22 protein-coding genes are annotated in these 26,139 nt (G+C 72.1%); 10 read left to right on the top strand and 12 right to left on the bottom strand.

All coding sequences use genetic code 11. The features are described from left to right. Positions 1 to 6 precede the first annotated feature (6 nt). The 4 genes from DEJ51_RS06820 to DEJ51_RS06835 all read left to right on the top strand — a co-directional run bounded on the left by DEJ51_RS06820 (position 7) and on the right by DEJ51_RS06835 (position 7,156). Entirely contained in the window at positions 7 to 741 is a 735-nt protein-coding gene (locus DEJ51_RS06820; RefSeq protein ID WP_150261733.1) for an AAC(3) family N-acetyltransferase, read from the top strand. Between the two features lie 80 nt (positions 742 to 821). Next, complete coding sequence (locus DEJ51_RS06825) at positions 822 to 2,198, top strand: TIR-like protein FxsC (RefSeq protein WP_190620236.1); 1,377 nt, start codon at positions 822 to 824, stop codon at positions 2,196 to 2,198. Further along, positions 2,182 to 6,174 (top strand): FxSxx-COOH system tetratricopeptide repeat protein, encoded by a 3,993-nt coding sequence (gene fxsT / locus DEJ51_RS06830; RefSeq protein ID WP_150256779.1) that lies wholly within the window; start codon positions 2,182 to 2,184, stop codon positions 6,172 to 6,174. Before DEJ51_RS06825 ends, fxsT begins: the two co-directional genes overlap by 17 nt. An 85-nt stretch (positions 6,175 to 6,259) precedes the next feature. Then, on the top strand, positions 6,260 to 7,156 hold the full coding sequence (locus DEJ51_RS06835) for a DUF4231 domain-containing protein (protein ID WP_150261734.1): 897 nt from the start codon (positions 6,260 to 6,262) through the stop codon (positions 7,154 to 7,156). 15 nt (positions 7,157 to 7,171) lie between these two features. On the opposite strand, the gene DEJ51_RS06840 is transcribed toward DEJ51_RS06835, so the two are convergent. The 4 genes from DEJ51_RS06840 to DEJ51_RS06855 all read right to left on the bottom strand — a co-directional run bounded on the left by DEJ51_RS06840 (position 7,172) and on the right by DEJ51_RS06855 (position 10,801). Next, positions 7,172 to 7,651: a hypothetical protein gene (locus DEJ51_RS06840; protein WP_150256780.1), complete on the bottom strand. Its 480-nt coding sequence runs from the start codon at positions 7,649 to 7,651 to the stop codon at positions 7,172 to 7,174. A 97-nt stretch (positions 7,652 to 7,748) separates the two neighbouring features. Continuing rightward, entirely contained in the window at positions 7,749 to 8,645 is an 897-nt protein-coding gene (locus DEJ51_RS06845; protein ID WP_411757288.1) for a S1 family peptidase, read from the bottom strand. Between the two features lie 180 nt (positions 8,646 to 8,825). Then, complete coding sequence (locus DEJ51_RS06850) at positions 8,826 to 9,428, bottom strand: hypothetical protein (RefSeq protein WP_150256782.1); 603 nt, start codon at positions 9,426 to 9,428, stop codon at positions 8,826 to 8,828. Positions 9,429 to 9,505: 77 nt separating this feature from the next. Next, complete coding sequence (locus tag DEJ51_RS06855) at positions 9,506 to 10,801, bottom strand: DUF5685 family protein (RefSeq protein WP_150256783.1); 1,296 nt, start codon at positions 10,799 to 10,801, stop codon at positions 9,506 to 9,508. A gap of 285 nt (positions 10,802 to 11,086) precedes the next feature. Between DEJ51_RS06855 and DEJ51_RS06860 the strand changes: the two genes are divergently transcribed. Continuing rightward, positions 11,087 to 11,536, top strand: coding sequence for a cell division protein SepF (locus tag DEJ51_RS06860; protein ID WP_052875748.1), 450 nt, complete (start codon positions 11,087 to 11,089; stop codon positions 11,534 to 11,536). A 9-nt stretch (positions 11,537 to 11,545) separates the two neighbouring features. Here DEJ51_RS06860 and DEJ51_RS06865 read toward each other — a convergent pair whose 3' ends face one another. Continuing rightward, complete coding sequence (locus DEJ51_RS06865) at positions 11,546 to 12,718, bottom strand: acyl-CoA dehydrogenase family protein (RefSeq protein WP_150256784.1); 1,173 nt, start codon at positions 12,716 to 12,718, stop codon at positions 11,546 to 11,548. Positions 12,719 to 12,897: 179 nt separating this feature from the next. Beyond that, on the bottom strand, positions 12,898 to 14,541 hold the full coding sequence (locus DEJ51_RS06870) for an MFS transporter (protein ID WP_150256785.1): 1,644 nt from the start codon (positions 14,539 to 14,541) through the stop codon (positions 12,898 to 12,900). 187 nt (positions 14,542 to 14,728) lie between these two features. Here DEJ51_RS06870 and DEJ51_RS06875 point away from each other — a divergent pair, with 187 nt between their 5' ends. Both DEJ51_RS06875 and DEJ51_RS06880 read left to right on the top strand, forming a co-directional pair. Then, a complete protein-coding gene (locus tag DEJ51_RS06875; RefSeq protein WP_150256786.1) occupies positions 14,729 to 15,961 on the top strand; it encodes a glycosyltransferase family 39 protein in 1,233 nt (410 codons plus the stop codon). Between the two features lie 242 nt (positions 15,962 to 16,203). Then, entirely contained in the window at positions 16,204 to 17,346 is a 1,143-nt protein-coding gene (locus tag DEJ51_RS06880; protein ID WP_150256787.1) for a phosphatase PAP2 family protein, read from the top strand. 287 nt (positions 17,347 to 17,633) lie between these two features. Here DEJ51_RS06880 and DEJ51_RS06885 read toward each other — a convergent pair whose 3' ends face one another. The 3 genes from DEJ51_RS06885 to DEJ51_RS06895 all read right to left on the bottom strand — a co-directional run bounded on the left by DEJ51_RS06885 (position 17,634) and on the right by DEJ51_RS06895 (position 20,012). Continuing rightward, entirely contained in the window at positions 17,634 to 18,614 is a 981-nt protein-coding gene (locus DEJ51_RS06885; RefSeq protein WP_150256788.1) for a helix-turn-helix transcriptional regulator, read from the bottom strand. 37 nt (positions 18,615 to 18,651) lie between these two features. Then, the gene (locus DEJ51_RS34430) at positions 18,652 to 19,203 is read right to left on the bottom strand and encodes a hypothetical protein (protein WP_190620238.1); all 552 of its coding nucleotides are present in this window, start codon (positions 19,201 to 19,203) and stop codon (positions 18,652 to 18,654) included. A 101-nt stretch (positions 19,204 to 19,304) separates the two neighbouring features. After that, positions 19,305 to 20,012: a transglycosylase family protein gene (locus tag DEJ51_RS06895; RefSeq protein WP_150256789.1), complete on the bottom strand. Its 708-nt coding sequence runs from the start codon at positions 20,010 to 20,012 to the stop codon at positions 19,305 to 19,307. Between the two features lie 296 nt (positions 20,013 to 20,308). Here DEJ51_RS06895 and DEJ51_RS06900 point away from each other — a divergent pair, with 296 nt between their 5' ends. Both DEJ51_RS06900 and DEJ51_RS06905 read left to right on the top strand, forming a co-directional pair. Continuing rightward, the gene (locus DEJ51_RS06900; RefSeq protein WP_150256790.1) at positions 20,309 to 21,115 is read left to right on the top strand and encodes a hypothetical protein; all 807 of its coding nucleotides are present in this window, start codon (positions 20,309 to 20,311) and stop codon (positions 21,113 to 21,115) included. A 208-nt stretch (positions 21,116 to 21,323) separates the two neighbouring features. After that, entirely contained in the window at positions 21,324 to 21,686 is a 363-nt protein-coding gene (locus tag DEJ51_RS06905) for a hypothetical protein (protein ID WP_150256791.1), read from the top strand. A gap of 612 nt (positions 21,687 to 22,298) precedes the next feature. Here DEJ51_RS06905 and DEJ51_RS06910 read toward each other — a convergent pair. After that, the gene (locus DEJ51_RS06910; protein ID WP_150256792.1) at positions 22,299 to 22,970 is read right to left on the bottom strand and encodes a hypothetical protein; all 672 of its coding nucleotides are present in this window, start codon (positions 22,968 to 22,970) and stop codon (positions 22,299 to 22,301) included. A 144-nt stretch (positions 22,971 to 23,114) separates the two neighbouring features. Between DEJ51_RS06910 and DEJ51_RS06915 the strand changes: the two genes are divergently transcribed. Beyond that, complete coding sequence (locus DEJ51_RS06915; RefSeq protein WP_150256793.1) at positions 23,115 to 23,885, top strand: hypothetical protein; 771 nt, start codon at positions 23,115 to 23,117, stop codon at positions 23,883 to 23,885. 33 nt (positions 23,886 to 23,918) lie between these two features. Here the strand turns inward: DEJ51_RS06915 and DEJ51_RS06920 are convergent, their stop codons facing one another. Together DEJ51_RS06920 and der are read right to left on the bottom strand one after the other, a co-directional pair. After that, positions 23,919 to 24,284, bottom strand: a complete 366-nt coding sequence (locus DEJ51_RS06920; RefSeq protein WP_150256794.1) for a hypothetical protein — start codon at positions 24,282 to 24,284, stop codon at positions 23,919 to 23,921. A 348-nt stretch (positions 24,285 to 24,632) separates the two neighbouring features. Then, positions 24,633 to 26,096, bottom strand: a complete 1,464-nt coding sequence (der, locus tag DEJ51_RS06925) for a ribosome biogenesis GTPase Der (RefSeq protein WP_150256795.1) — start codon at positions 26,094 to 26,096, stop codon at positions 24,633 to 24,635. Between the last annotated feature and the right edge of the window lie 43 nt (positions 26,097 to 26,139).

A 26,139-nucleotide genomic window follows, 5' to 3' on the forward strand; every position in this document is an offset into this window, starting at 1 on the left:
CCCGGCATGCGGCTCATGGTGCACTCCTCCCTCGGCGGGACCGGGCTGCGCGCGGAGACGTTGCGCGACGCCCTGACCGGCGTCCTCGGGCCGCGCGGCACGCTGGTGGTTCCGGCGTTCACCCCGGAGAACTCCAAGACCTCCACCGCCCACCTGGAGCGGATCCGCGGTCTGGACGCGGCCGGGGTGCTGGCCTTCCGGGAGCGGATGGCCGCCTTCGACCCGGCGAGCACCCCGAGCCAGGGCATGGGGTCCCTGGCCGAGGCCGTCCGCACCGCCCCGGGCGCCGCCCGCAGCGCCCACCCGCAGACCTCTTTCGCGGCCCTCGGGGCGGACGCGGAGCGGCTGTGCTCCGGCCATCGCCTCGAAAGCCATCTGGGGGAGGAGACACCCCTGGGAAAGCTGTGCTGGGAGGGCGGTCAGGTACTCATGATCAATGTGGGGTTTTCGGTCTGTACCGCTTTCCATCTCGCGGAGTACCGAATTCCGAAGCCCCCCTTGCGCATGTACGAGTGTGTGGTGAAGGTGAACCTTCCGGGGCCGCAAAGGCGCCGGCAGGAGGGGGAGTGGACGGCATACGAGGACGTCGCGCTGGACGACGGCGATTTTGCGGAGATCGGTGACGCGTTCCCGGATTCACGGGTGCGCAGGGGGCGGGTGGGAGGTGCGTCGACCATGCTCTTCTCCCTCCCGGAGGCCGTCGATCACGCCCTTGACTGGATGACCGAAAACAGACGCTGATTGACTGAACGATGAGGGGATGTGGCGAAGCAGCTCCGGAATGATGTTTCTTCGCTTCGCATCTTCGGGACGGGGGTCGTGTGCCCGCATCAGGGGAGCCGTACTTTTTTCTCAGTTACGCACATACACCGAGGTTCGGGGCCGGGGGCCCCGACCCGGACATGTGGGTCGAGCGCCTTTTCCGTGATCTCTGCGGGCATGTCATGGCGCTGACGGACCTGCGCGCCGGGTACGACGTCGGGTTCATGGACCGGGAGATACGCAGCGGCGAGGGCTGGTCCGAACGGCTCGCCCGGGCACTCGCCAACTGCCGCGTCTTCGTTCCCCTGTTCTCGCCGCGGTACTTCGCCAGCGAGATGTGCGGGAAGGAGTGGTTCGCCTTCGCGCAGCGCGCCGTCCAGCACGGCGCGGTCAGCAACAGGCAGGCCGAGGCCATCGTGCCCGCGCTGTGGGTGCCGGTGCCGCCGGAGCAACTCCCGGGCCCGGCCGAGCGGTTGCAGTTCAACCACAACACCTTCGGCGAACGCTACGTCACCGACGGCCTGTACGGGCTGATCAAACTGCGCGGCTACGCCGACCAGTACGAACAGGCCGTGTACGAGCTCGCCCGGCGCATCGTCCAGGTCGCCGAGACCGCCCACCTGGACCCCATCCGCCCACTGGACTACCGGAACGTGCCCAGCGCCTTCGGCTCCAGCGGCAGCCCGGCCCGCAGCCTGCACGTGACCGTGGCCGCCGCCTCCCGGCACGAGCTGCCCGAGGGCCGCACCCCCGAGTACTACGGGGACACCGCGCTGGAGTGGAACCCGTACCACCCGGTCGCCCAGCGGCCCATCGCCTACGTCGCCGAGGACCTGGTCAAGAACCTCAACTACCAGACCACCATGTCCTCCTTCGACGACGAGGCCGGGCACCTCGACGGCAAGCAGTTACCGACCCGGCCGGAGATCCTGATCGTCGACCGGTGGGCGGTGGAGGACGAGCAGCGGCGCCGGCGCCTGGCCGCCTTCGACCGGGAGCCCCGGCCGTGGGTCAACGTGGTCGTGCCGTGGAACCGGTACGACCACCAGAGCCGGTCGAAGGAGAACGAGCTGGCCGACCGGCTGGAGAACACCATGCCCAAGACGATGAGCCAGGGCCGGGCCGCCTGCCGGGCCGCCGCGAACGGCGTGGCGAACGTGGAGACCCTCGGCCAGATCCTGCCGCAGGTGGTCGAGGCCGCCGCCCAGCAGTTCCTCAGACACGCGCAGCCGTATCCGCCGAAGGGCGACACCTCCATCGAACGGCCCCGGTTGCTCGGGCCGATGGGAATGAACGGCCCGCCGGGGCCGCCACCGCCCCGTGTCCCCTTCCCGCCCGACTCCGACCGGCACCGGGCCGGGCCGGCGGGGGCCGGCCTCCACGACAACGACGACACCGACACCGACCGGGGGGACGCGGATGACAGCGAGCAGTGACAGCAGCAGCGACAGCCGTGACGGACGTATCGTCACCTTCTACTCGTACAAGGGCGGCACGGGCCGCACCATGGCACTGGCCAACACCGCCTGGATCCTGGCGGCCAACGGCAAGCGGGTCCTCGCCGTGGACTGGGACCTGGAGGCGCCCGGCCTGCACCGCTTCTTCCACCCCTTCCTGGACCCCTCGACGCTGGGGGCCACCACCGGGGTCATCGATCTGATCAGCGAATACGCCTGGGCGGCGACCAGCCCGGTGCAGCGGCCCGACGACTGGCACAAGGACTACGCGCGGATACAGCCGCACGCCGTCTCGCTCACGCCGGAGACCCACGGCTGGGAGTTCCCGGACGGCGGCACCCTCGACTTCGTCTCGGCGGGCCGGCAGAACCGTGAGTACTCGGCGACCGTCTCCACCTTCGACTGGGACAACTTCTACGACCGGCTCGGCGGCGGGCTCTTCTTCGACGCCTTACGCGCCGACATGAAGCGCAACTACGACTACGTCCTCATCGACAGCCGTACCGGCCTGTCCGACATCGCGGACATCTGCACGGTCCACCTCCCGGACGTCCTCGTCGACTGCTTCACCCTGTCCGACCAGTCCATCGACGGCGCCGCGTCCGTCGCCCGCCAGATCGACGAGCGGTTCAACGACCGCGGCATCAAGATCTACCCGGTCCCGATGCGCATCGACGAGGGCGAGAAGGAGAAGGCCGACGCCGGCCGGGCGCTGGCCCGGATCAAGTTCGACCGCTTCCCGAACGGCCTGGTCGGGGACGAGCTCACCTCCTACTGGGGCGCGGTGGAGATCCCGTACCGCCCCTACTACGCCTACGAGGAGACCCTGGCCACCTTCGGCGACGAGGCCGGGCTCACCAACTCCCTGCTCTCCGCCTTCGAACGGCTGACCGCCGTGGTCACCGAGGGTCAGATCACCTCCATGCCGGCGATCGGCGAGGAGGTCCGGCTGCGCATCCGGGACGCCTTCACCCGGCGCCGCCCGGCGCTGCCCGCCGACCTGTTCCTGTCCTACGTCGCCGAGAACCGGATGTGGGCCGACTGGATCGAGTCGGTGCTCACCCGGGCCGGTTTCCGGGTCGTCCCGAAGGACGTCTCCGCCGAGCGTCCCGCGCACACCGGCCCCGGGGACACCCTGGGCGGGGGGACGGGGATCAGCATCGACACGGCCGCCCGGACCGTGGTGCTGCTCTCCACCGCCTATCTCAAGTCGGCCCGGGCCGTGGACGTGTGGGAGCGTGCGGCCGCCGAGGACCCGACCGGGGGCCGGCGCCAGCTGGTGCCGCTGAGGGTGGGTGACGTACGGCTTTCCACGCCGTACATCGACCGCAACCCGGTGGACCTCTTCCGGCTCGACGAGGTGCACGCGACCGCCGCTCTGCTGCGTGCGGTGGAGCGGCCCATGGCCCTGCCCGACAGCGCGGGCAGTGCCTCGCAGCCCGGTCCCCGCTTCCCGGGGACCGTCCCGAAGATCTGGAACGCGCCGCCGCGCAACCCCGGCTTCACCGGGCGCAGCATCGTGCTGGAACGGATGCGCGACCAGCTCGGCGGGGGCATGGCCGTGGTGCTGCCGCAGCCGCAGACCCTGTTCGGGCTGGGCGGCGTCGGCAAGACCCAGGTGGCGCTGGAGTACGTGCACCGGTTCATGGCCGACTACGACCTGGTGTGGTGGATCTCCTCGGAGCAGACCGACGACGTGGTCGCGGCCCTCGCGGAGCTCGCGGTACGGCTGGGCGCGCAGACCGGCGAGGACATGGCGGCCGCCTCCCAGGAGGCGATCGACCTGCTGCGGCGCGGGGTTCCCTCCTCCCGCTGGCTGCTGGTCTTCGACAACGCGGACGATCCCGAGACGCTCAAGCGGTTCTTCCCGCCGGGCGGGCCGGGCCACGTCCTGGTGACCTCCCGCAACCAGTCCTGGTCGCAGTACGGTGACGCGCTGCCGGTGGACGTGTTCCTGCGGGAGGAGTCCATCGAGCACCTGCAGCGCCGGGCCCCCGGGCTCAGCAAGGACGACGCCGAGCAGGTGGCGGTGGCGGTGGGTGACCTGCCGCTGGCCGTCGAGCAGGCGGGTGCCTGGATCGCGGAGACGGCGACGCCGGTGTCCGCGTACATCGAGCAGCTGGCGCAGCAGGCCGCCCGCGTCCTGGCCCTGAACCAGCCGCCCGGGTACCCGGAGCCGGTGGCCGCCACCTGGAACATCTCGATCGAGCGGCTGCAGTCCCGGTCCCCGGCGGCCGTCCGGCTGCTCCAGCTGTGCGCGTTCCTCGCGCCCGAGCCGATCTCCGCGAACCTGCTCTACAGCAAGGAGATGATCGACGCCCTCAAGCCCTACGACTCCTCCTTGCAGGAGAAGCTGGTGCTGGGCCGGGTGATCCGGGAGATCGGCCGGTTCGCGCTGGCCAAGGTCGACCAGGTCAGCAACAGCATCCAGGTGCACCGGCTGGTGCAGGCGGTGATCCGGGCCCAGCTGAGCGAGGAGGAGCAGCGCGAGGCGCGGCACGCGGTCCACCGGATCCTGGCGGGTGCCCGGCCGGACGACGACGAGCCGATCGACAATCCTGAGACGTGGCCGCGGTTCAACACCATCTGGTCGCACCTGACCCCGTCGGAGGCCCGGTTCTGCAAGGAGCCGGAGACGCGCAGGCTGCTCATCGACCGGGTGCGCTACCTGTGGAAGCGCGGCGATTTCAAGGCCGCGTACACCCTCGGCGAGGAACTGCGCGAGGCGTGGAAGGAGATGCTGGGCAACGACGACCTGCAGTACCTGTACCTGCGCTTCCACCTGTCGAACATCCTGCGTTCGCAGGGCCGGTTCGTGGAGGCGAAGGAGCTGGACGAGGTCACGCTGGAGCGGCAGAAGGCGGTGCTCGGCCCCTCGCACCCGCACACGTACATGACCATGAGCGGACTGGCCAACACGCTGGGTGCGCTGGGGCATTACGGGCAGGCGATGGAGCTGGCGACCGACGCGCACGAGGGCTTCAGCCAGATCTTCCACGAGGCGCACCCGCGCACGCTGGCCGCCGCGAACAACCTGGCGCTGAACCTGCGGCTCGTGGGCCAGTACACCCGGGCCCGGGAGATCGACCAGGAGGTGCACGACCTGCGCACCGAGGTGCTGGGGCCGGAGCACCCGTACACCCTGTCCTCGGCGCAGAACCTGGCCCGCGACCTGCGCGAGGTGGGCCGGTACGAGGACTCGGTGCAGCTGCTCAGCCGGACGTACGACACCTACAAGCGGACGCTGGGCCGGGCGTTCCCCGGCACCCTGTCGGCCGCGAAGAACCTGGCGGTGTCGCTGCGCCGGGCGGGCCAGCTGGAGGACGCCCTGCGGCTGACCACGGCCACCCGGGCCCGCTACCGGGCCAAGTACACCTCTGTCAACCCGGACCTGCTGTCCTGCGAGCTCAACCTGGCCTCGGACCTGTTCGCGACCGGGGATCCGGGCGGTGCGCGGGACCTGGCGCAGGAGGTGGTGGACGAGTACATGAAGGTGCCGGGTGAGCGGCACCCGTACACCCTGGCGGCCGTGAACAACCTGGCGGTCTTCCACTGGGGCACGGGCGCGGCGGAGACGGCGGAGACGATGCTCCGCCAGACGATACGGGGCATGCGGGACGTGCTCGGCGACAACCACCCGCACACCGTGTTCGCCCATCTCAACCTGGCCAACACGCGGGCCGACCTGGGCGATCCGGAAGGCGCTCTGGAGCTGGAGCGGCTCGCGGTGATGCGGCTGCGCGAGGTGCTCGGGGCGCACCATCCCGAGACCCTGGCGAGCAGTTCCAACATGGCGGTCAGTCTGGACTCGATGGGCCGCAAGGAAGAGGCGGCCCGGCTGCGGGCGGAGGCGGTGTCCGAGCTGACCCGGCTGCTCGGCGAGGACCACAGCCTGACCCGGTACGCACGCGACGAGCGGCGGGTCCACCGCGACCTGGAGCCTCTCGCCGTCTGATCCGACGGCGGGCGGCGGATGCTCCGCGACCGCGGGGTGCCCGCCGCCCGCCACCCGACAGCAGGGGGGCGCTGTGACCGACAGCATGACCTTTCGAAACGAGGACCTGCCGGCCCTCTTCCACCACACCGACCAGGCGGCGGTCTCCCGGCAGCGGGAGTCCACCCAGGCCACCCGCGCGCAGCTGCTGCTGCTGGTCGCGGCCGCGGCGGCCGCCGCGCTGCCGGCCGGGCCGAAGCTGGGCTCGGTGTACCTCTTCGGGCTGCTGAGCGTGCTCTCGTACGCGGGGGTGCTGGGCGTGGGAATGCGGGCGACCCGGCGCCGGGCCCGCCCGCAGTGGCAGCTCAACCGCAGTGCGGCGGAGTTCATCAAGTCCCTGGCCTGGCGGTACGCGGTGCACGGGGCGCCGTTCGGCAGTGAGGTCGCCGCGCCCGAGGCGACGTACCGCACCCGGCTGGAGGCGGGTCTGGGGGAGCTGCGGAAGATGGGCTGGGAGGATCCGCGGGCCGCCGGTTCGGTGCCGGAGGGCGGGGAGATCACCGGTGCGATGCAGCGGCTGCGCGGGATGGACTACCAGGCGCGGCGCGAGACGTACGTCCGGGACCGGCTGATCGAGCAGCGCAACTGGTACCGGCGGCGCACGGAGGTGTCCCGGCGGGCGACGAACCTGTGGTCGTGGACGATCGTGCTGCTGACCTGCCTGGCGCTGCTGTTCGCGCTGCTGGGGGCGTTCGGTTCGGGTCCGGGGCCGAGGCTGACCGCGCTGCTGAGCGCGGCGGCGGCGGCCGGGATCGCCTGGAACGAGGTGCGCCGCCACCATCCGCTGATCGAGGCGCACACCCTGATCGAGCAGGATCTGGCGGCGATGATGGTCGTGATGCAGACGACGATCACCGAGTCCCAGTGGGCCTCGTCGGTGTACGAGACCGAGCGGTACGTGTCGCCGCAGCACACGGACTGGCTGGCCCGGCACAGCAGTTGACCTCGGGGGCGTGGCTCAGTCCCGGGCCACGCCCTCGCGCCAGATGACGGTGACCGGTTTGCCGAGGGCCCGCGCGTAGGCGACGATCTCGGCGGTGCCGCCGTGCCCGCGGGCGGGCTGGCCGTCCCAGACGGCGACGAGCCGGTCGCAGGAGTCGGCGATGTAGGTGCCCGCGGCGTAGTAGGCCTCGTCCGTGGACCGGGCGAAGTCCATCCGGACCTCCTGGGTGGCCCGGTTCTTCAGGCCCTGGTAGCGGGCGCGTGCCTCGACGCCCTCGAAGGTGTTCTCGTAGTCGCCGCTGGGGATCACCACGGTCAGGTCGGCGCCGTTTTCGAGGGCTATGGCGGCGAACAGCTGGTCCGCTCCCTCGGCGAGGCTGGAGAAGGCCTCCAACGGCCCGTCGTGGCAGCCCAGTACGGCTCGCAGACCGCTCTCCACATGGCCGAGCACCGAGTCCGGAATGGCTCGGTGCCCGGTCACGCCGATTCGTTTCATGCAGTAACCAGCCTCCCCCGTGGACATGGCCGCCTGGAACATCCTCCCAGAAGGCGGGAGGACGTCCAGGGGTGCGGCGGGGGCACGTGGGTCGTCGTCAGTAGACGCTGACCCCGTAGGCGCCCAGGGCCTCGACCACGGGCTGGAAGAAGGTCGTCCCGCCCGAGGAGCAGTTGCCGCTGCCGCCGGAGGTGAGGCCGACGGCGCGGGTGCCGGAGTAGAGCGGGCCGCCGCTGTCGCCGGGTTCGGCGCACACGTTGGTGCGGATCATGCCGTAGACGATGTCGCCGCCGCCGTAGTTGACGGTGGCGTTGAGGCCGGTGACCCGGCCGCTGTGGATGCCGGTGGTGGAGCCGCGCCTGGTCACGGACATGTTGACCGTGGCGTTCACGGCGCTGGTGATGTCCTGGCTGCCGACGGTCCCGGGGGGCACGGGCGTGTTGCTGGCGTACTTGATGAGGCCGTAGTCGTTGGTCGGGAAGCTGGATCCGGTGGTGGTGCCGAGGACGGTGGTGCGGGCGGAGTTGGTCCACCAGGTGCCCGCGCCGTCGGTGCAGTGTCCGGCGGTGAGGGCGTAGTAGTTGGTGCCGCTGCGTACGTTGAAGCCGAGGGAGCAGCGCCAGCTGTTCGCGTAGATGGCGTCGCCGCCGGACACCAGTTTGGTGAGCTTGCCGGGGATGCGTTCGATGCGCAGGGCTCCGACGTCGGCTCCGGCTTCGCGCTTGATTCTCGCGATTGCGGCTTCGGAGACCGTGGAGTCGGCGGAGACCACGAGGGTTCCGGTGGCGGGGTCGGTGTGCCAGGCGGTGCCCGCCACGTTGGCGCGCAGGACGGATGCGCCGGCCGAGGCGAGCCGGTCGGCGCTGAACGCCGTGTCGCCGCCGTCCCGTCCGGAGTCCGCGCTCGCGGCCGTGGGGACGGCGAGCGCCGCGGCGGCGGCCAGGCCGGTGGCCGCCGCGAGCAGCCTGGTACGGGTCATGCGCTTGATCCTCACTTCTCGTCCTCCTGGAGAGGGTCGGGGGCCGGCGGTCGTGGGGGTGCCAGGGCCCGTGAGGCGCAGCCTGGGGCAGGGCGGGCGCGTGCGTTTGGCCGTGCCCCTGACAAGCGCTGTCGGGAGTGTCCTGTCGTCGGATACCGGCCGCAAGAGCGGCTTTCGGCCTCCGCGCGCCGTGTTTCACCGTGGGGTGCGGGGGGTTCCGGGGCGGTGGCGGAGGCCGGGGGAAGAGGTCGTCGAGGGCGCGGTCGGAGGGCGCGGCGGAGCCCGGTCGGGATCCACGGTGATCGCGCCCCGCGCCTCGGATATGCCGGTCCGCGGGCGGCGGAGGGGGCGTCGGCGGTGCCCGTGGGCGCCGCCGGAGCGGACGGCCGGCTTCGCGCCGACGCGGTCCGCCACCTGCCGGGTCCTGCCGTGTACGTACGAGGGGACGCGCCCCGGCGGCGCGGCCGCGGCGGCGTCCGGGCGGGCCTCGGCCTCCGTGGAGGCGGGTCCGGAGCCTTCGGGCCGGATCACGAGGGGCCCGCCGGCTTCGGAGCGGAGCGCGGACGGGACGGGCGGGAGGGCTCCGGTGGCCGGGATCCGCCGGCCCGCGCCGGGCGCGCGGCCCCCGGGTACGCGGTGCTGGGGGCCGGCCGTCCGGGACGCGCCGCCGAGCCGGGCGCGCCTGGGCTCCGGAACGGCCGGAATTCGACCTTCCGGGTAGCCGGCGGGCCGGAGGCCACCGTCCGGCGCCTGGCGACCGTACGGGGCGGCGTGCGGATCGTCTGCGTCGTCGCTCATCCCGCTCAGCCCTTCCACACCGGTCCGGACGGGAATCCCCGCGTACGCCGTCCGGACCTGTGAAATCTGAAAGGGCCTCAGCAGCCGTCGCAGGGACAGCAGCAGCAATCGCCACACCCGCAGTCGCCGCAGCAGTCGCAACCGTCGCAGCAGTCGCCCGCGTCGCAGAGGGGCTCGCGCCGCTCCCGCGACCACGGACCCTCGTACTCCGTGCAGCACATCTGGCAGGTGCAGAACAGCCCGATGGCCACCGCGCAGCCCGCCAGCAGCCCGCGGCGCGGCCGCTGCGGGGGCAGTCCGCCACCACCGCCACCACCGCCGGGCCCCATGGGCGGCGGCATGCCCGGACCACCGGGGGCCTGGGGGGCGTTCGGGGCATAGGGGTTGCCGCCGTACGGATTCCCGCCGTACGGGTTCGCTCCGTACGGGTTCGCTCCGTGCGGGCCCTCCACCGTGGGCCCGCCCGCGTACGGGTTGCCGCCCTGCCCGGCCGGGGCCGTCGCCGTGTGGCCGCAGCTCATGGTCCCGAAGGCCCGGTCCACCGAGGTGCGCAGTTCGTGTACGAGCAGCCTGTGGGCGAGCCCCGCGTCCGCGAACTCGACCTCGCCCAGTGCCAGCCTGATGCCCTGGAGGGCGTCGTCGCAGAGCCTGCGGGCCTCGGCGCGCGAGGTGCCGGTGGCGGTGAGCGGGTTCCAGGCGCCCGCCTCCGCGTCGGCGCCCTGGTCCTCCACCGCGTCCAGCAGGTGGGCGAGGCGGCCGAAGTACCGGCCGGCCTCGGCCAGCGCGCCGGCGTTGCCTGGCCGTCCGGCCAGCTGCGCGGTATGTGCGAAGGCTGCGGCCGTCGCGGTCTCCGTGGGCTCGGTCACCACGAGCACGGGGGTGCCGGGTCCCGCGAGCGTCTCGATGCCCGCCTGCCGGTCCACGGCGTCGACGAGCACGGCGGTGTCGAAGCCGAGCGAGGCCCCGGTGCGGGCTCCGGCCCGGTCCCAGCCGCGGGCCACCCTGCGCGCGGCCAGGGCGATCGGGGCGCGGGCCAACAGGCCGTCCCGGTCGGCGACGTGGTCGCGCACCTTGGCGGAGGCGAGCACGAGCGAGACGGCGGCGGCGAGTCGCGCACCCTCGCCCTGGGCCACGGAGGCGGTGCGCATCCCGCGCAGCGGGCAGGGGCCCGCGGTGCGCCGGTCCTCGGGTGCGGTGCCCGACTGAGCCTCCGTCAGAACGGAGACGAGCAGCCCGTCATAGTTCGTCACGATCCGGGCGAACTGCCCGTGATCGCCCCTAAGTGCCAGGCACAGCCCGCACAGATGGGCCATCCACTCCGCCTTGAAACGGTCTCCCAGCCGGTGCGTGCAAGGTCTGACTATGCCGAACAAGCTGCTTCCCCCGTGTGTCGTACGCGTGCCTGCCGGGCATCGTATCGACCCGCTCGTTTCACCCGTACGTCCGCGTCACTCACCCGTAAGGCCGCGGCGGTCGTATTTTCACTCAGTCAGCAGTGGTAGCCACCAGGATCCTTGACCGTGCAACGGATGTTCTGCACCAGTACCGTCACGAAACCCCTGCGCGGCGACTATCCACTTGGCGCGTTGTCAGCATCATGGACGAGCATAGGGGCAGCGGAGAGAAGACAGACTGACCGCGGTGAAAGGAGGCAGTCCATGGGTTCGGTGCGCAAGGCGAGTGCCTGGCTGGGTCTCGTGGAGGACAGCGACGACGAGCGCTACTACGACGACGACTACGCGGAGGCCGCCCAGGGTTCGGTGGCCGGCCCCGGCGAGCAGTGGGTCACCGACCCGCGGGTCCGGGTGGCCTCCGAGTCGGCCGTGGAGCACGGCCGTCGCATCGCGACGGTCACCCCGGACGGTTTCCGTGACGCGCGGGGCATCGGCGAGCTGTTCCGTGACGGGGTCCCGGTGATCGTCAACCTGTCGTCGATGGACCCGGGCGACGCGAAGCGCGTCGTCGACTTCGCGGCGGGACTGACCTTCGGGCTGCGCGGTTCGATCGAGCGGGTGGCGACCAGGGTCTTCCTCCTGACCCCGGCCGACACCCAGATCGTCAGCGGCGAAGCGGGCGGCCGCTCACGCGACTTCTTCAACCAGAGCTGAGCAGGGCTCTCACCGGAAGGCGTCCAGGCCGGTGAGCGCCTTGCCCAGCACCAGCTGGTGCATCTCGACGGTGCCCTCGTAGGTGAGGACCGATTCGAGGTTGGTGGCGTGCCGCATGACGGGGTATTCGAGGGAGATCCCGTTGGCGCCGAGGATGGTCCGCGCGGTGCGGCAGATCTCGATGGCCTCGCGGACGTTGTTGAGCTTGCCGAAGCTGATCTGCTCCGGCCGCAGGGTGCCCGCGTCCATCCGCCGGCCCAGGTGGTGGGCGAGCAGGACGCCCTTGTGGAGTTCCAGGGCCATGTCCGCCAGCTTGGCCTGGGTGAGCTGGAAACCGCCGATCGGCCGGCCGAACTGCTCCCGCGTCCTCGCGTAGTCGAGCGCGGACTCGAAACTGGCCCGCGCCGCGCCCATGGATCCCCAGACGATCCCGTACCGCGCGTGGCTGAGGCAGCCCAGCGGCCCCTTGAGCCCGGTGACCAGCGGCAGCACCGCGTCGGCGGGCAGCCGTACGTCGTCCATCACCAGCTCGCTCGTGACGCTGGCCCGCAGCGACCACTTGTGCTTGATCTCCGGCGCGGAAAAACCGGGGGTGTCGGTGGGCACCGCGAATCCGCGGATCCCCTCGTCGGTCTGCGCCCACACCACGGCGACCGCCGCGACGGAGCCGTTGGTGATCCACATCTTGCGGCCGTTCAGCACCCAGTCGGTGCCCTCGCGCTTGGCGTGGGTGCGCATCGCCGCGGGGTCCGAACCCACATCGGGCTCGGTCAGCCCGAAGCAGCCGATCAGCTCACCCGCGGCCATACCGGGGAGCCAGCGCTGCTTCTGCTCCTCGGAGCCGTACTTCCAGATCGCGTACATAGCGAGCGAGCCCTGCACCGAGACGAGCGAGCGGATCCCGGAGTCGGCGGCCTCCAGCTCCATGCAGGCCAGCCCGTACTGCACGGCGCTGGCGCCGGCGCACCCGTAGCCCTCCAGGGACATGCCGAGCGCCCCGATGCCGCCGAGTTCCCGGGCCAGCTCGCGGATCGCGGGCAGCTCGCCGCTCTCGTACCACTGGGCGATGTTCGGCAGCACCCGGTCGGCGGCCCAGGCGCGGACGGTGTCCCGGACGGCGAGCTCCTCGGGCCCGAGGAGCTCGTCGAGCCCGAGCGGATCATGGGGCAGGAACGCGGACACGGGGCCTCCCGGCGGCCTGAGACAGAACCTAGCAGCGCGAGTTTTGCGCTTGCCCGAAGCTATTCGCCCGCGCCGGGCAAATCCAGCCCCCCCATTGCAGCCCCGCCGGCGATCGAGGCGCGGGGGTCCGGGGGCGGCGCCCCCGGCAACGGCGCCGCACCCGGCGGCACCGGACGGCGTCAGCCCGCCTGCTCGACCGGGGTCGGCCGCGCCTCCGCCTTCGCCTGCGCGGGCAACCGCACCTCCGCCGCCTCCTCCTCGGCCGCCCCGCAGTCCATCACCCGCGGCAGCTTCAGTGCCATCACCGCTCCCGCGAACAGCAGCAGCGCGCTCACCACCAGCGTCACGTGCAGTCCGTGCACGAACGACTGGCGCGCCGCCGCGTAGAGCGACGCCCCCGCCGGTCCCCCGAGATGCGCGGCGATCTGGTACGCCTGGCCCAGCGAGTTCGCCGCGCCCGCCGAATCGGCCGCCGTCACCCCCGGCACTCCCACGAGCCCCGGCCGGTACGCCGCGTTCATCACGCTGCCCAGCAGTGCGATGCCCATGCCCGCGCCCAGCTGGTACGAGGTCTCGCCGATCGAGGCCGCGCCGCCCGCGGTCTCGGCAGGAGCCTCGCTCAGCATCGACTCGTAGGCCGCGAACAGCGTGGTCTGCAGTCCGAAGCCCAGCAGGATGAAGCCGACGGTCAGCAGCAGCGGCCGGTCCTGCTGGCCCATGAACGTCAGCAGCAGCACGGCGAAGCCGGTCAGGACGAAGCCCAGCGACACCATCGTGCGCGGCCCGACCCGCGCCAGGGTGTAGGAGCCGGTGGCGCCCGCGGCCATGGCGGCGAAGGTCAGCGGCAGCAGCCGCAGGCCGGTCTCCAGCGGGCTGAGGTGCAGCACCAGCTGGAGGTACTGGACGGCGATCAGCTCCAGGCCGACCAGGGCCAGCATGGCGAGGACGATGCAGGCGACCGAGGCGGAGAAGGCGGCCCGCGAGAACATCCGCATGTCGATCAGCGGGTGCTCGCGCCGCCTCTGCCGCCGCACGAACAGGACGAGCAGCACCACGCCCAGCAGCAGCGGGACCAGCGCCTCGGCGTCGAGGAGCCGGCGTTCGGCGCCCAGCCGCTTGATCCCGAGCACCGTCCCGAGCACACCGGTGGCGGCCATCAGCGCGCCGAGCACGTCCCACGGCCCGTCGGCGCTGCCGCGCGACTCCGGCAGCAGCCAGCGGCCCAGCGGCAGGATCAGCGCCATCAGCGGGATGTTGATGAGGAAGACGGAGCCCCACCAGAAGTGCTGGACGAGGAAACCGCCCAGCACCGGCCCGCTGGCCGCGCCGATGGCGGCGACGGCGGTCCAGATGCCGATGGCGAGCGCCCGCTCGCGCCGGTCGGGGAAGACCTGCCGCAGGATCGACAGGGTGGCGGGCATGATCATCGCGCCGCCGACGCCGAGCAGGGCGCGCGCGGCGATGAGGACCTGGGCGTTGTCGGCGAGGGCCGCTATCGCGGAGGCGACGCCGAAGAGTCCGTAGCCGAGGAGGAGGATGCGGCGGCGGCCGACCCGGTCACCGAGGGTGCCGAAGAGGATCAGCAGCGAGGCGCAGACCAGCGGGTAGGCGTCGACGATCCACAGGAGCTCGATCGAGCCGGGGCGCAGGTCCTCGGTGACGGAGGGGACGGCGACGTGCAGGATCGTCGCGTCGAGCGCGACGAGGACCAGGCTGACGCAGAGCACCGCCAGGACGACCCAGCGGTTGGCCCCACCCGAGGCGGCGCCCAGCCGCTGCCAGGGCGAAGGGGTCCGGACCCCGGCCGCGTTCGTCCCCGACATGCATGTACCTCCCAGGTGATCCCTCGCGCTCGGCGGACCAGCGTCTTGCGGAGCCGCGGGGGGTGGTGCGCTGTGCGGCGTCCAACGGGGTCCGGCATCGACACGCGAGTGAACGGTCAGCGTACGCGAGTTCGTCTGCCCCACACGTGGTCAAGCTCTCATCCCTGCGGCGGCCCCGGTGTGGCGTATGCCACTCCTTCCGGCGTCACCCTCCCCCGGTGTACACGCGCGCTCACGGCCCGTGGTTTCCGCACGCCGTGCTTCCCGGCCGTTGAGGGGTGCCCGGCCGGCTCCACCGATAATCATCCATGTGGAAGATCTTGCATTGCGCCGGGCCGCGCCCGCACTGGCCGCCTTCGCGGCGGTGCGGCTGCTCGGGCTGACCGCGCTCGCGGTGTGGGGCGCGGTGGTCGGCAGCAGCCCGCACACGCTGCTGTCGGCCCGCTGGGACTCGCTCTGGTACGCCCGCATCGCCGCGGAGGGGTACGGGTACGAGGTACTCCTCCCGAACGGGGACGTGCACTCGAACCTGGCGTTCTTCCCGCTGCTGCCATGGCTGGAACGGGCGGTGTCCGCGGCGACCGGGTTCTCGTACGGCTCGTCGGGCCTGGTGGTGTCGGTGGTCGCGGGGCTCGCCGCGGCCTGGGGGATCTTCGCGGTGGCCGACCTGGTCCACGGCCGCCGGGCCGGGTTCTTCGCGGTCGCGGTCTGGGCGGCGCTGCCGGTCGCGGTCGTGCAGTCCATGGCGTACAGCGAGTCGCTGTTCACCGCGCTGGCCGCCTGGGCGCTCCACGCGGCCCTGCGCGGACGGTGGCTGACGGCGGGGCTGCTCGCGGCCGGGGCCGGGCTGACCCGCCCGGTCGGCGCGGCGGTGGTCGCGGCGGTGTGGGTGGCCGCCGCGCTGGCCTGGCGGCGCGGCGAGCGGTCGTGGCGGACGGTCGCGGGGGTGCTGCTGGCTCCGGCGGGTGCGGCGGCGTACGTGCTGTGGGTCGGCGCGCGGACCGGGGGCGGCCTGCTGGGGTACCTGGACGTGCAGGGCGGCTGGGGCAACGGCTTCGACGGCGGCTGGGCGTTCGCGAAGTTCGTCGGGGCGAAGCTGGCCTCGTCCGCGTTCCCCGCCGGGGCGGGGCTGATCGCGGGCGTCGTGCTGGTGCTCTGGCTGTACGGGAAGTGCGTCCGGCAGCGGCAGCCGGTGCCGCTGCTCGTGTACTGCGGGATCGTCGTGGCCCTGGCGCTGTGCGCGTCCGGTTACTTCGGCTCCAAGCCCCGGCTGCTGCTGCCCGCCTTCCCGCTGGTGCTGCCGCCGGCGGTGGCGCTGGCGCGGTGGCGGACCGGGCGGGCGGCCGCGGTGGTGGGCGCGCTGGCCCTGGCGTCGGCGGTCTACGGGGCGTTCTGGCTGAACGGCTCGGGTCCTCCATAGAGCCCCCACATCACGGAATGAACCATTCCGGTCCATCTTTCAGCAAAGGAAATGACTCCCGCGGCGATAAAGTCCGGATAAGTGATGGAAACAATTCTCCGAGGCAGTGGATCAAGAAGCCGCCAACCGCTGTCGGAATAACGGGAATTACGCCCCGCATGAGACCAACTCCACATCACATGGTCATCACAAAGCCCGCGATTCGCCCGGGCCGAGCATCGACGGACGGTAACGTCGATTGAGTGCGTACCGACCAAATCCTGACCCGTCTGGAGCGGGTGTTCGCCCGGCTGGACCGGGAACCAGAGCGACCGGCTCATCTGCAAACCCCGCAGATGAGCCGGCACCGCGTCGTACTCCTGGGCTCGACCCTCGCCTTCTACCTCTCCATCGTGGTCGCCGTACTGACCACTTCCTGGCTGGTCCGCCTGGACTGGCAGATCATGTTCTTCCGGCCCTACGAGCAGTGGCCGCAGCTGCACGCCTTCCTCGACTACCTGGTCGTGCTGGGCCAGCGCGGACCCACCGCGGTCATGGTCGCCGCCTGGCTCGGCTGGCGCTCCTGGCGGCAGCACACCCTCCGCCCGCTGATCACCCTCGGCGTGGCACTGCTGCTGCTCAACATCACCGTCGGGTCCGTCAAGCTCGGCCTCGGCCGGCTCGGTCCGCACTACGCCACGGAGATCGGATCCGCCGAACTCTTCGCCGGCGGCGATATATTCCCTTCCGGCCACACCGCCAACGCCGTGGTGACCTGGGGAATCCTGGCCTACCTGGCTTCGACCGTGGTCACCCGCCGGGTGCTGTCGGTGGTCTCCGCCGTCGTCTCGCTGAGCGTCGGCGCCACCACCGTGTACCTCGGCACGCACTGGGTCAGCGACGTCCTGCTCGGATGGTCCGCGGGCCTGCTGATCCTGCTGGCGCTCCCCTGGTTCGAGCCGCTCATCGCCCGGACCGAGGCCTACGTGTTCGACGTGCGCGAGGTGCTGCGCCGCCGCGCCGAGACCGGACGGATGCCCGCGCCGGTCGTCTCCGTGCTCACCCCGCTGCTCTCGGCGGGCGGCAAGTGGCAGTTGCGCAGCCCCGCGGAGACCACCGCCCCCGGCACCGCCGTCGCCGGCACCGCCATCGCCGGCACCGCCATCGCCATCGCCGAGGAGCCGGTCCCGCAGCCCGTTCCGGCCACCACGGCCCCGACGGCCACCGCGACGACCGCCGTCACCGCGCACTCCCCCGCCGCCCGGCCCGCCGTGCACCCGGCCGGCCGGCCGCACGTGATCCGCTCCGAGCGGACCCCGGTCACGCCGAACGGCAGCCGCCGCCCGGCACACACCGAGCGGGCCCCCGCCCGGGGAGCCGCGGCCCGTCCGGTCGCGGGCGGCTGACCGTTCCGCCGCGGGGGCGGTACGCACCACCTCTCCCCGCGGCGCGCGAAGGCGGGCCCGGTCCTCGGACCGGGCCCGCCTTCGCCGTTCGTCAGCGCCGCGCCCGGACGTTCGTCCGTCCCGGGTCACGCTTGTGTCACAGAATATCAACAGCCGCAAATTGTTTACCGGTCCGCGACACGCCCGGGGTCCAGGTGGTTTGGAATTCATGCCGAACACTGCTGAATTCCGGTCCTAGATTGCCATGATCCGCTTGGACCAGACCAGTTGAATCCCCCTCAGCTCCCCTACATTTCCTTCACTTCTCCGGCCTCCACCGCCCTCCCCAGGAGATCCCGCGCGGCCCGGATCCGATCCGTCAGCTCCGGTGGCTCGACCACTTCGAACTCACAACCGAGCAGCATGACGTGAATCACCAGAACGTCCAGGTTCACCGCCCCGGTGCGCAGCAGACAGCTCCGCCCGTCGACCGGTTCCAGGACCCCGTCGCTCGGCCCGACGATCCGTGCCGCCTCCTGCGCCGAGACCCTCAGCCGCACCACCGCGCGGGTCGCGTACGCCCGCTGCGAGACGCCCTCGGAGACGTACGCGGCGAGGTCCTCGGCCGGTGCCGGGCGCGGGGTGAACCGCGGTCCGTGCGGAGGCCTGGGCTCGATCCGGTCCGCGCGGAAGGTCCGCCACGCCTCCCGGTCCAGGTCCCAGGCGACCAGGTACCAGCGCCGCTCGGTGCAGACCAGCCGGTGCGGTTCGACGGTGCGGCGGCTGACGTTCCCCTCGTGGTCGCGGTACCCGAAGCGCAGCCGCTCGCCGTCCCGGCAGACCGAGGCCAGCTCGGTCAGCACCGAGGGGTCCACGGTGGAGCGCTGGGCGCCGCGCAGCATCGGCACGGTGAACTCGTTGAGCGCGGACACCCTGCGGCGCAGCCGTGACGGCAGTACCTGCTCCAGCTTCGCCAGGGCGCGTACGGAGGCCTCGCCGATGCCCTCGACCCCGTTCCCGGCGGCGGTCCGCAGGCCCACGGCGACGGCCACGGCCTCGTCGTCGTCCAGCAGCAGCGGCGGCAGCTCGGCCCCCGCGCCCAACTGGTAGCCGCCGCCGGTCCCGGGGCTGGCGTTCACCGGATACCCGAGCTCCCGCAACCGGTCGACGTCGCGCCGGACCGTCCTCGCGGTGACCCCGAGGCGGTCCGCGAGGTCGGCCCCGGTCCATTCGCGGTGGGCCTGCAGCAGGGACAGCAGGCGCAGCAGTCGTGCGGAGGTGTCGATCATCCCCGGAGTCTGCCAGCGCGCCGCGGGCGGCCGGGCCTCAGCAGAACAGCGGGGGTGCCTCGGCGCCGCTGAGGTCGACGAGCGCGCAGAGGGTCTTCAGGGAGACCTTCCAGGTCCCGTCCTCGAACACCGCGTTCCCCTTGCCGGCGGACATGACCGTCTCGTCGCCGACCTTCAGGTCGTAGGTCACCGCGGCCTCGGTGGGCGAGGTGAAGGTGACACCGGTGACCGCCGCGGAGGCCTTGGCCGCTTCGGCGCCGGCCGAGAAGCCGTCCAGCAGCACCTTGAGCAGGTCGCCGTGCTGGAGCAGCTCCGCCTTCTCGTCGGTCGGGGTCTTCGGGTCGAAGAACGCGGTCCAGTTCTTCTCGATCTGTTCCTTCGCCGCCGCGGGATCCGCGGGCCCTTCCGCGCCCTGCAGGACCACGACCGCGGCGGGCGGCTGCGCCGGGACCCCTGCCGCCGCGGCCGGGGACCACCCCACGGCCGCCGGCAGGGCCAGCAGGACCGCGGCCGCCGCGCAGGCCGCGGCGCGCGCCGGGGCGCGCGGGTGTCCGTGCGGAAGGGCACGCGGGTGTCTGCTCTGGACCATCTGGCTCACCACCGGAGTCCGAGCGAGCCGTTCGGCTCGCCGTTTCCAGGGTCGGCGCCCGCACGGCATCACGCAACGCGCGGCCGGCCCGGGCGCCCCGGTCAGGGGCGCGGGGCCGGTGGCGAAGCGGCCGCGGTGATGACCGGCTTCGGCACCGGGCCCGGCACGGGCGCGGGCGCCGGCCCGGCCGGGACCTGGGGCGGGGCGGCCGGCTCCGGGGCGGGGACGACCAGCAGCATGCCCGCCGCGAGGGCCTCCGGCTTCGGCCCGATCCGGTCCCGGTTCGCCTCGTACAGCGCCCGCCATCCGCCCCGGACCCGGTGCTTGCGGGCGATCGACACCAGCGTGTCGCCGTCCCGCACCGCGTGCATCCGTCCGGCCAGCCCGTAGCGCTTGGAGCACACCGGCCACGCGTTCCAGCCCTGCGAGCCGAGGACCTCCTCCGCGACCCGGATCTGCTGCACGCGGCTGGCCAGGTCGGCCCGTTTCGCGAACGCCAGCCCGCCGTACTCCTCCCATGTCGGCTGCCAGAACTGCAGCCCCCCGTAGAAGCCGTTGCCGGTGTTCACCGCCCACCGTCCGCCGCTCTCGCAGTCGGCCACGCAGTCCCAGGGCCACTCCCCGCCCGGCCCGCAGTCCCCCGGCCCGTCCCCGATCACACCGGGCGAGCCGGGGTGCGCCGCCCCGGCCGGCCCGGGTGCCGGCGGCGGCGGAGCCGCGGCCGCGCCGGGTGGTACGAGCGCCAGTACGGCGGCGGCGAGCAGGAGGGCGCCGCCGGATACGGCCCGGCAGGTCCGGTGATGGGGCATCGGGTCACGCTACGCAGCCACCCGCGGTCGCCTCGGGCCCGCCACGCGGCAGGTCACCGCAGCCCACCCGGTCGGACGACCGCCGGCACCGCCCCAAACGGCCACACCTGGGCATCAACTGAGCACAACCAGAAAACAGTTGGCACGTAAGCGAAGCTCCGGTCGGACGGTTCACCCTTCCGGGGGCCAGGTTCGAATCCGTTCCCTCAAATGGCGTGACCCCGGCCGCCGCTCGGCCGTTGAGCCCGGCGAGCCGGGAGCCTCCCGGACCCGCACCTATGCCGAGGAGCCACCCCGTGCCGCGCATGCTCGACGTCAGTGATGAGGTACGTGCCGAGATCGGTGACGAAGAAGCCGACAGGCTGCTCGTCGGCGAAGACGCGCCGCGCAGTTACGACTGCACCTCCTGCCGCACCCCCGGTGACCCCGAGAACGACCGGACCAGCACGGTGCTGTTCGTCGGCGAGGAGACCGCCGTCCTCGCCTTCGCCCACGCCACCTGCATCCCCTCCCAGGTGGTCACGGTCTCGGAGGAGCAGCTCCAGGGCGCCGTCCGCAGCATCACCGGCGACAGCCCGGCCGGCTCCGGCGGCCCCGGCGCCGCCCCGCAGAACGTGCCCGGCGGCCAGGCCGTCCTCGGCATCACCAGCGGCCTGATCCTGATCGCCGGTGAGCTGCACCCGGCCCTGGTCGTCGAGCCGACCGCGCCCATCGCCCGCCCCGGCAGCGACGGCCCCGGCGACGACTTCCTGCCGCTCCTCATCGAGCAGGGCTTCATCCCGGTCACCGACACCTCCGAGGTCCCCACCGTCCTCGGCGGCTGGTCGGTCCTGCTCGCCGCGGGCCAGCTGCACGCCGTGCTGCAGCCGGGCAACGACGGCAGCCAGGTCGCCTGGTGGCAGGCGCACCAGGCGCTGTCGGTCACCGACGGCTGGCGGACCGCCGTCAACAAGACCCAGCGCGTGCTCATCTACGCCGCCCCGGTCGGCTCCATCGGCCAGCAGCCCCGTGAGGACCTGTTGCGCGACGCGCTGGACAAGGCCGCCGCCGCGGGCAAGCTCGTGGCCGCCGCGATGCCGCTGGCGGGTACGCCCGGCGCCTGATCCCAGCCGGTACGAGAACGGCCGCCAGCCCCCTGCCGAGGGGGCCGGGCGGCGTGCGCCGGGGGTGTGCGGTCCGTCCCGCACACCCCCGGCGATCTGTGTTTCGGCCCCCGTCACCCCGCATCCGCAGCGCGTCGGTTTCGTTGGCTGGTACGTGCATTCATACGACTCCTCCCGCGCCCCGTCCTATCCGAGCACCGTCCCCGCGATGCGTCCCGCACGGGACCGGGACACCCCTCCGGCCGTCTCGCACACCCCGATCTACGACGCGCTGTACTCGGAGTACCTGCGGGCCTTCCGGGCGCTGCCGGGCGACCGTACGGGCGAGGAGGACCACGGGTTCACGGCCTTCTCCTACGGGGGCTCGCACACGACCGGCAGCTCGTACGGCAGCGGCTGGAGCGGATCCGGATGGCAGCGCGTCGACGGCTGGCAGCCCTCCTACACCCCGCAGCCGCTGCCCACGTACTCGTACGCGGGCAGCCCCGGATACGCCGACGGGCGGCAGAGCCAGACCGGGATGACGCACCTCCCGGCGGCCCTGCCGCCCGCTCCGCGCCGGGGCTACTGACCCCGCCGAGTCCGCCGGAGTCCTCGCCCGGCTGCTACTTCTTCTTGGCCTTACCGGCCTGCCTTGCCACCAGGGGTGCCCCGCTCTGCACCCTCCTGACCTGCTGCTGAGCGGTCACTGTCGGTGGACGCCGGTCAGCGTTGGGAGGCGTCCGACGGCCCACAGACGGCCCGGCGCGACGCCCGGTCAACGAGCCCGGGACTGCATGTCGCTTGACTTGTCGCTTGTCGCTTGTCGTCCCCATTCACCCAGCTCACGGCCACGCATCCGGGGCTGAGGTGCCCACCAGGCCCAAGACGACAAGCGACGAGCTACAAGGACCGCCCTTCGGGCGTCGACCAGCCCCGGCGGGGGCCAGAGGGCGGGACTACAGCCCGTCGCGGCGGGCGTGACCGCGACCGGGCGTGATCATTTCATCGGGTATGACCACCCCCTCCAGGCGCATCACGGCCACCGCAGCCCTCACCGCCGCGCACAACGGCTTCGGGTAGCTGGCCAGCAAGCTGGACCCTGCCGGCGGGGACGGCCGATCTGTTGATCTGCAATTGAGCTGCGGCGACGGGCCGTTTCACCCTGACCGCCATGCCTCGCGGCCCCGTACTGGCCCGTGCCTCAGCGATCGCGGCCAGTGCCCGCCCGGTCTGCGGTAAGCACCGGCTCGGCCGCCATGCCCGTTCGCCCGGCCCGCCGCCTCGACACCCGGCGCCACGCCCCCGCACCGGCCAGGAGCGCCAGCCCGTCCGCCACCGCCGCGGACAGCCCCATCGCCGCGACCGTCTGCCACGAGTGCCCGTCCAGCTCCCCACCCTCCGGCGACGCCCACAGCCGGATCCGGTGCCCGTCCGGATGCACCTTGTCCGCCGGGCGCACCTCGTAGAAAGTGCGTCCGCCGACCGACCAGACGTACCGGCACTCGACCTCGTCCTGCGGCCCCGCGCCCTCGTCCCAGTGCTGGCCGGTCACCCGGCAACCGCTGAGCTCGATCGTTACCGGTTCCGTCGTCCGCCCCCGGAGCTGGACCTGCTCCACCGTGCCGCCCGTGGTCACGACCCCGGCCAGCACCAACACCGTCAGCCCGCCAGCGGCCAGCGCGTCGGCCCACCGGTCCAGACCCGGCCGGAGCCTGAGCCCGACCGGCGCCGTCACCAGGCCCGCCCCGAGCAGGACGAGCGGCCAGGCCGTCCACGGCGTCCCGTCCGCCCAGTTCCACAGCAGCACGCCCGCGCCGACGACCGCGGCCACCGACCCCCCGATCGCGACGTACCCGCCTATCCTCTGCGCCATTTCGCACCCCCTTGCCCCCCGCTACCCACCCGTCCGATCCCGCAACCACGCCGCAATCGCCAGGTATTCGTCCGCCATGTTCACGGGAGTTGCCAGAGAATCAACACCCGTTACGCTCTTCACCACCGAGGTCCGAGGAGATCCATGGTCGACACCGTCAACTCACTGGCCGCCCGTGTTCACGATCTGCTGGTGGAGGCCATGACCAATGGTCCCGCTGCGGTGGGCACCGCGGGCTTCCACGACCTCGTCGCGCGCGCCACAGCACTAGGCCCCGACGGCACGTGGCTCGTCGCCGCCGGCCACTCGAGCCTCGGCGTCATGGCCGTCCTACGCGGAGAGGCGAACCAGGGAATCCTCCACCTCGACGCCGCGGTGGCAGCCGGTTACAACGACTGCGTGGCGCTCCACGTCGCCCCCTTGCGTCCGCTGCACGACGATCCCCGCTTCCGGGCCCTGTACCAGCGGATGCGGATCACCGAGGCGGACCTTGACGAGTTCTTCTGGCTGCACCAGGAAACGCAGCTCATGGTGCAGGACGCCCAGACAGCGGCCGTTGACAACATAGGCCGTCTCGACACCGGGGTGTCGCCGCTTCCGCAGGCCCCCCTGCCGACCCGGGAACCGAACACCCTCGGCATCCTGATCTCCCGCATCGACCTCGCGGCGACCCAGACCGCACTCCAACAGGCCGCCTTGAAGGCGGAGTTCCAGCGCAGCTCCGGCAATACCAGCCTCAGTCTCATCGACGGCTCGTGGGACTACGACCGTGCCAGGCGCGACGCCTGGCACGCCGACGCGTTGGATGCCCAGCGCCTGCGGGCCGCCGAGGCCCGGGCTTTCGTCGAACGCCCCGGCGCCGGCACCGTGCTCATCCCCTGCCCGCCGCTGGGCTCGATCGCATACCCGAGCTGAGGAGGACAGCACCGGCACGGTGGCCGCAGGTACTCAGGCTTCGGTCAGCCAGCCTTCTTCAAGACCGCCCAGAACAAACCCGTTCTCGAATCGCACCCTGTACCTGATCTGAGCGCCGGCTCCGGCGTCGAGCCCTCCGTGCCGGATGATCTGCTGACGGAGATTGTCGATGATGCCGGCCGTGTGGCCATCGAACTGGACCCCGCGGACTCGCCGTTCGAATTCCGCGAGCCCGTCCTGAGCCACACCGCCGGCTTCCTCTGCCGATCCCGTGACGATGCCCTCCAAGCCCTCGGCCAGGCACAGCGGACCGGGGAAGCCGATCCTGGCCGCCGTGTCGTTTGCGGTGAGCTGCACATCCCTGGTCAGCTTCACCTTGGCGCCGGTCTCGTACGGCATGGGTGTCCCCCCTCGTTCGATCTTGGCCGTGACCATGGCAAGCGTAGTCGGGGATGCCGTGGAAGGAATGGGTGTCCGGCAAGATCAGAAGCCTCACGGCTTGCCAGGTAGGCCCTTCGTATCGGCCTCCGCCTGCAACGCGCAGAACCCTGTTCCCGCTTCTCGTCAACACGTCCAGAAGCCGTCCCCGCCCGCGGAACCAGTTCAACAGCGACCAGTGGAAGCCCGCTCTCGCCACCGCGGGGATCATCCCCGAGCGAAAAGAGCCCCCGGCCACGGCCCGGAGCAAGCGTCAAGCCCCCCGCCCTCGGAGAAGATCCAGGTGGGGGGGCTTGATCAGACTGGGAACTACTTCTTCTTCTTGTACTGGGCGCCGCGCTTCTCGCGCACCCGCACCGAGATGTGGATCGGGGTGCCGTCGAAGCCGAACTCCTCGCGCAGGCGGCGCTCGATGAAGCGCCGGTAGCCGTGCTCCAGGAAGCCGGAGGCGAAGAGGACGAACCGCGGCGGCTTGCTGCCCGCCTGGGTACCGAACAGGATGCGGGGCTGCTTGCCGCCACGGATCGGGTGCGGGTGGGCGGCGACGACCTCACCGAGGAAGGCGTTCAGCCGGCCGGTGGGGACGCGCGTCTCCCAGCCCGCGAGGGCCGTCTCGATCGCCGGGACCAGCTTCTCCATGTGACGGCCGGTGAGCGCCGAGACGTTCACCCGCGGCGCCCAGGAGACCTGCTGCATCTCGGTCTCGATCTCGCGCTCGAGGTAGTAGCGGCGCTCCTCGTCGAGCTCGTCCCACTTGTTGTACGCGATCACGATCGCGCGGCCCGCCTCGACGGCCATCGTGATGATGCGCTGGTCCTGGACGCTGATGGTCTCGGTGGTGTCGATCAGGATCACCGCGACCTCCGCCTTCTCGACGGCGGCGGCCGTGCGCAGGGACGCGTAGTAGTCGGCGCCCTGCTGCAGGTGGACCTTCTTGCGGATACCGGCGGTGTCGACGAACTTCCAGGTGATGCCGCCGAGTTCGATCAGCTCGTCGACCGGGTCGCGGGTGGTGCCGGCGAGCTCGTTGACGACGACGCGGTCCTCCTTCGCCACCTTGTTGAGGAGCGAGGACTTGCCGACGTTCGGGCGGCCGATCAGCGCGATGCGGCGCGGGCCGCCGGGGGCGGCGCCGCCGAAGGTCTGCTCGGGGGCCTCGGGCAGGGCCTCCAGGACCGCGTCGAGCATGTCGCCGGTGCCGCGGCCGTGCAGCGAGGAGACCGGGTGGGGCATGCCGAGGCCGAGCGACCACAGGGAGGCCGCGTCGGACTCGCCGCTCTGGCCGTCGACCTTGTTGGCGCACAGCACGACGGGCTTGCCCGACTTGCGCAGCAGCCGGACGACGGCCTCGTCGGTGTCGGTGGCGCCGACCTTGGAGTCGACGACGAAGACGACCGCGTCGGCGGCCTCGATGGCGTACTCGGCCTGGGCGGCGACGGAGGCGTCGATGCCGAGGACGTCCTGCTCCCAGCCGCCGGTGTCGACGACCTTGAAGCGGCGGCCGGCCCATTCGGCCTCGTACGTGACGCGGTCGCGGGTGACGCCGGGCTTGTCCTCGACGACGGCCTCACGGCGGCCGATGATCCGGTTCACCAGGGTCGACTTGCCGACGTTCGGGCGGCCGACGACGGCGAGGACGGGAAGCGGGCCGTGACCGGCCTCCTCGATCGCGCCTTCGACCTCTTCGATGTCGAAGCCCTCTTCCGCGGCGAGCTCCATGAACTCCGCGTACTCGGCGTCGCCAAGTGCTCCGTGGTCGTGCTGGTCGTTCATGAAGTCCGTTCCTCGTCGTTCGTGGTGGTCGGTGGTGCCCGCG

The sequence above is a fragment of the Streptomyces venezuelae genome (assembly GCF_008642275.1).
GTDB classification, from domain to species: Bacteria; Actinomycetota; Actinomycetes; order Streptomycetales; family Streptomycetaceae; genus Streptomyces; species Streptomyces venezuelae_E.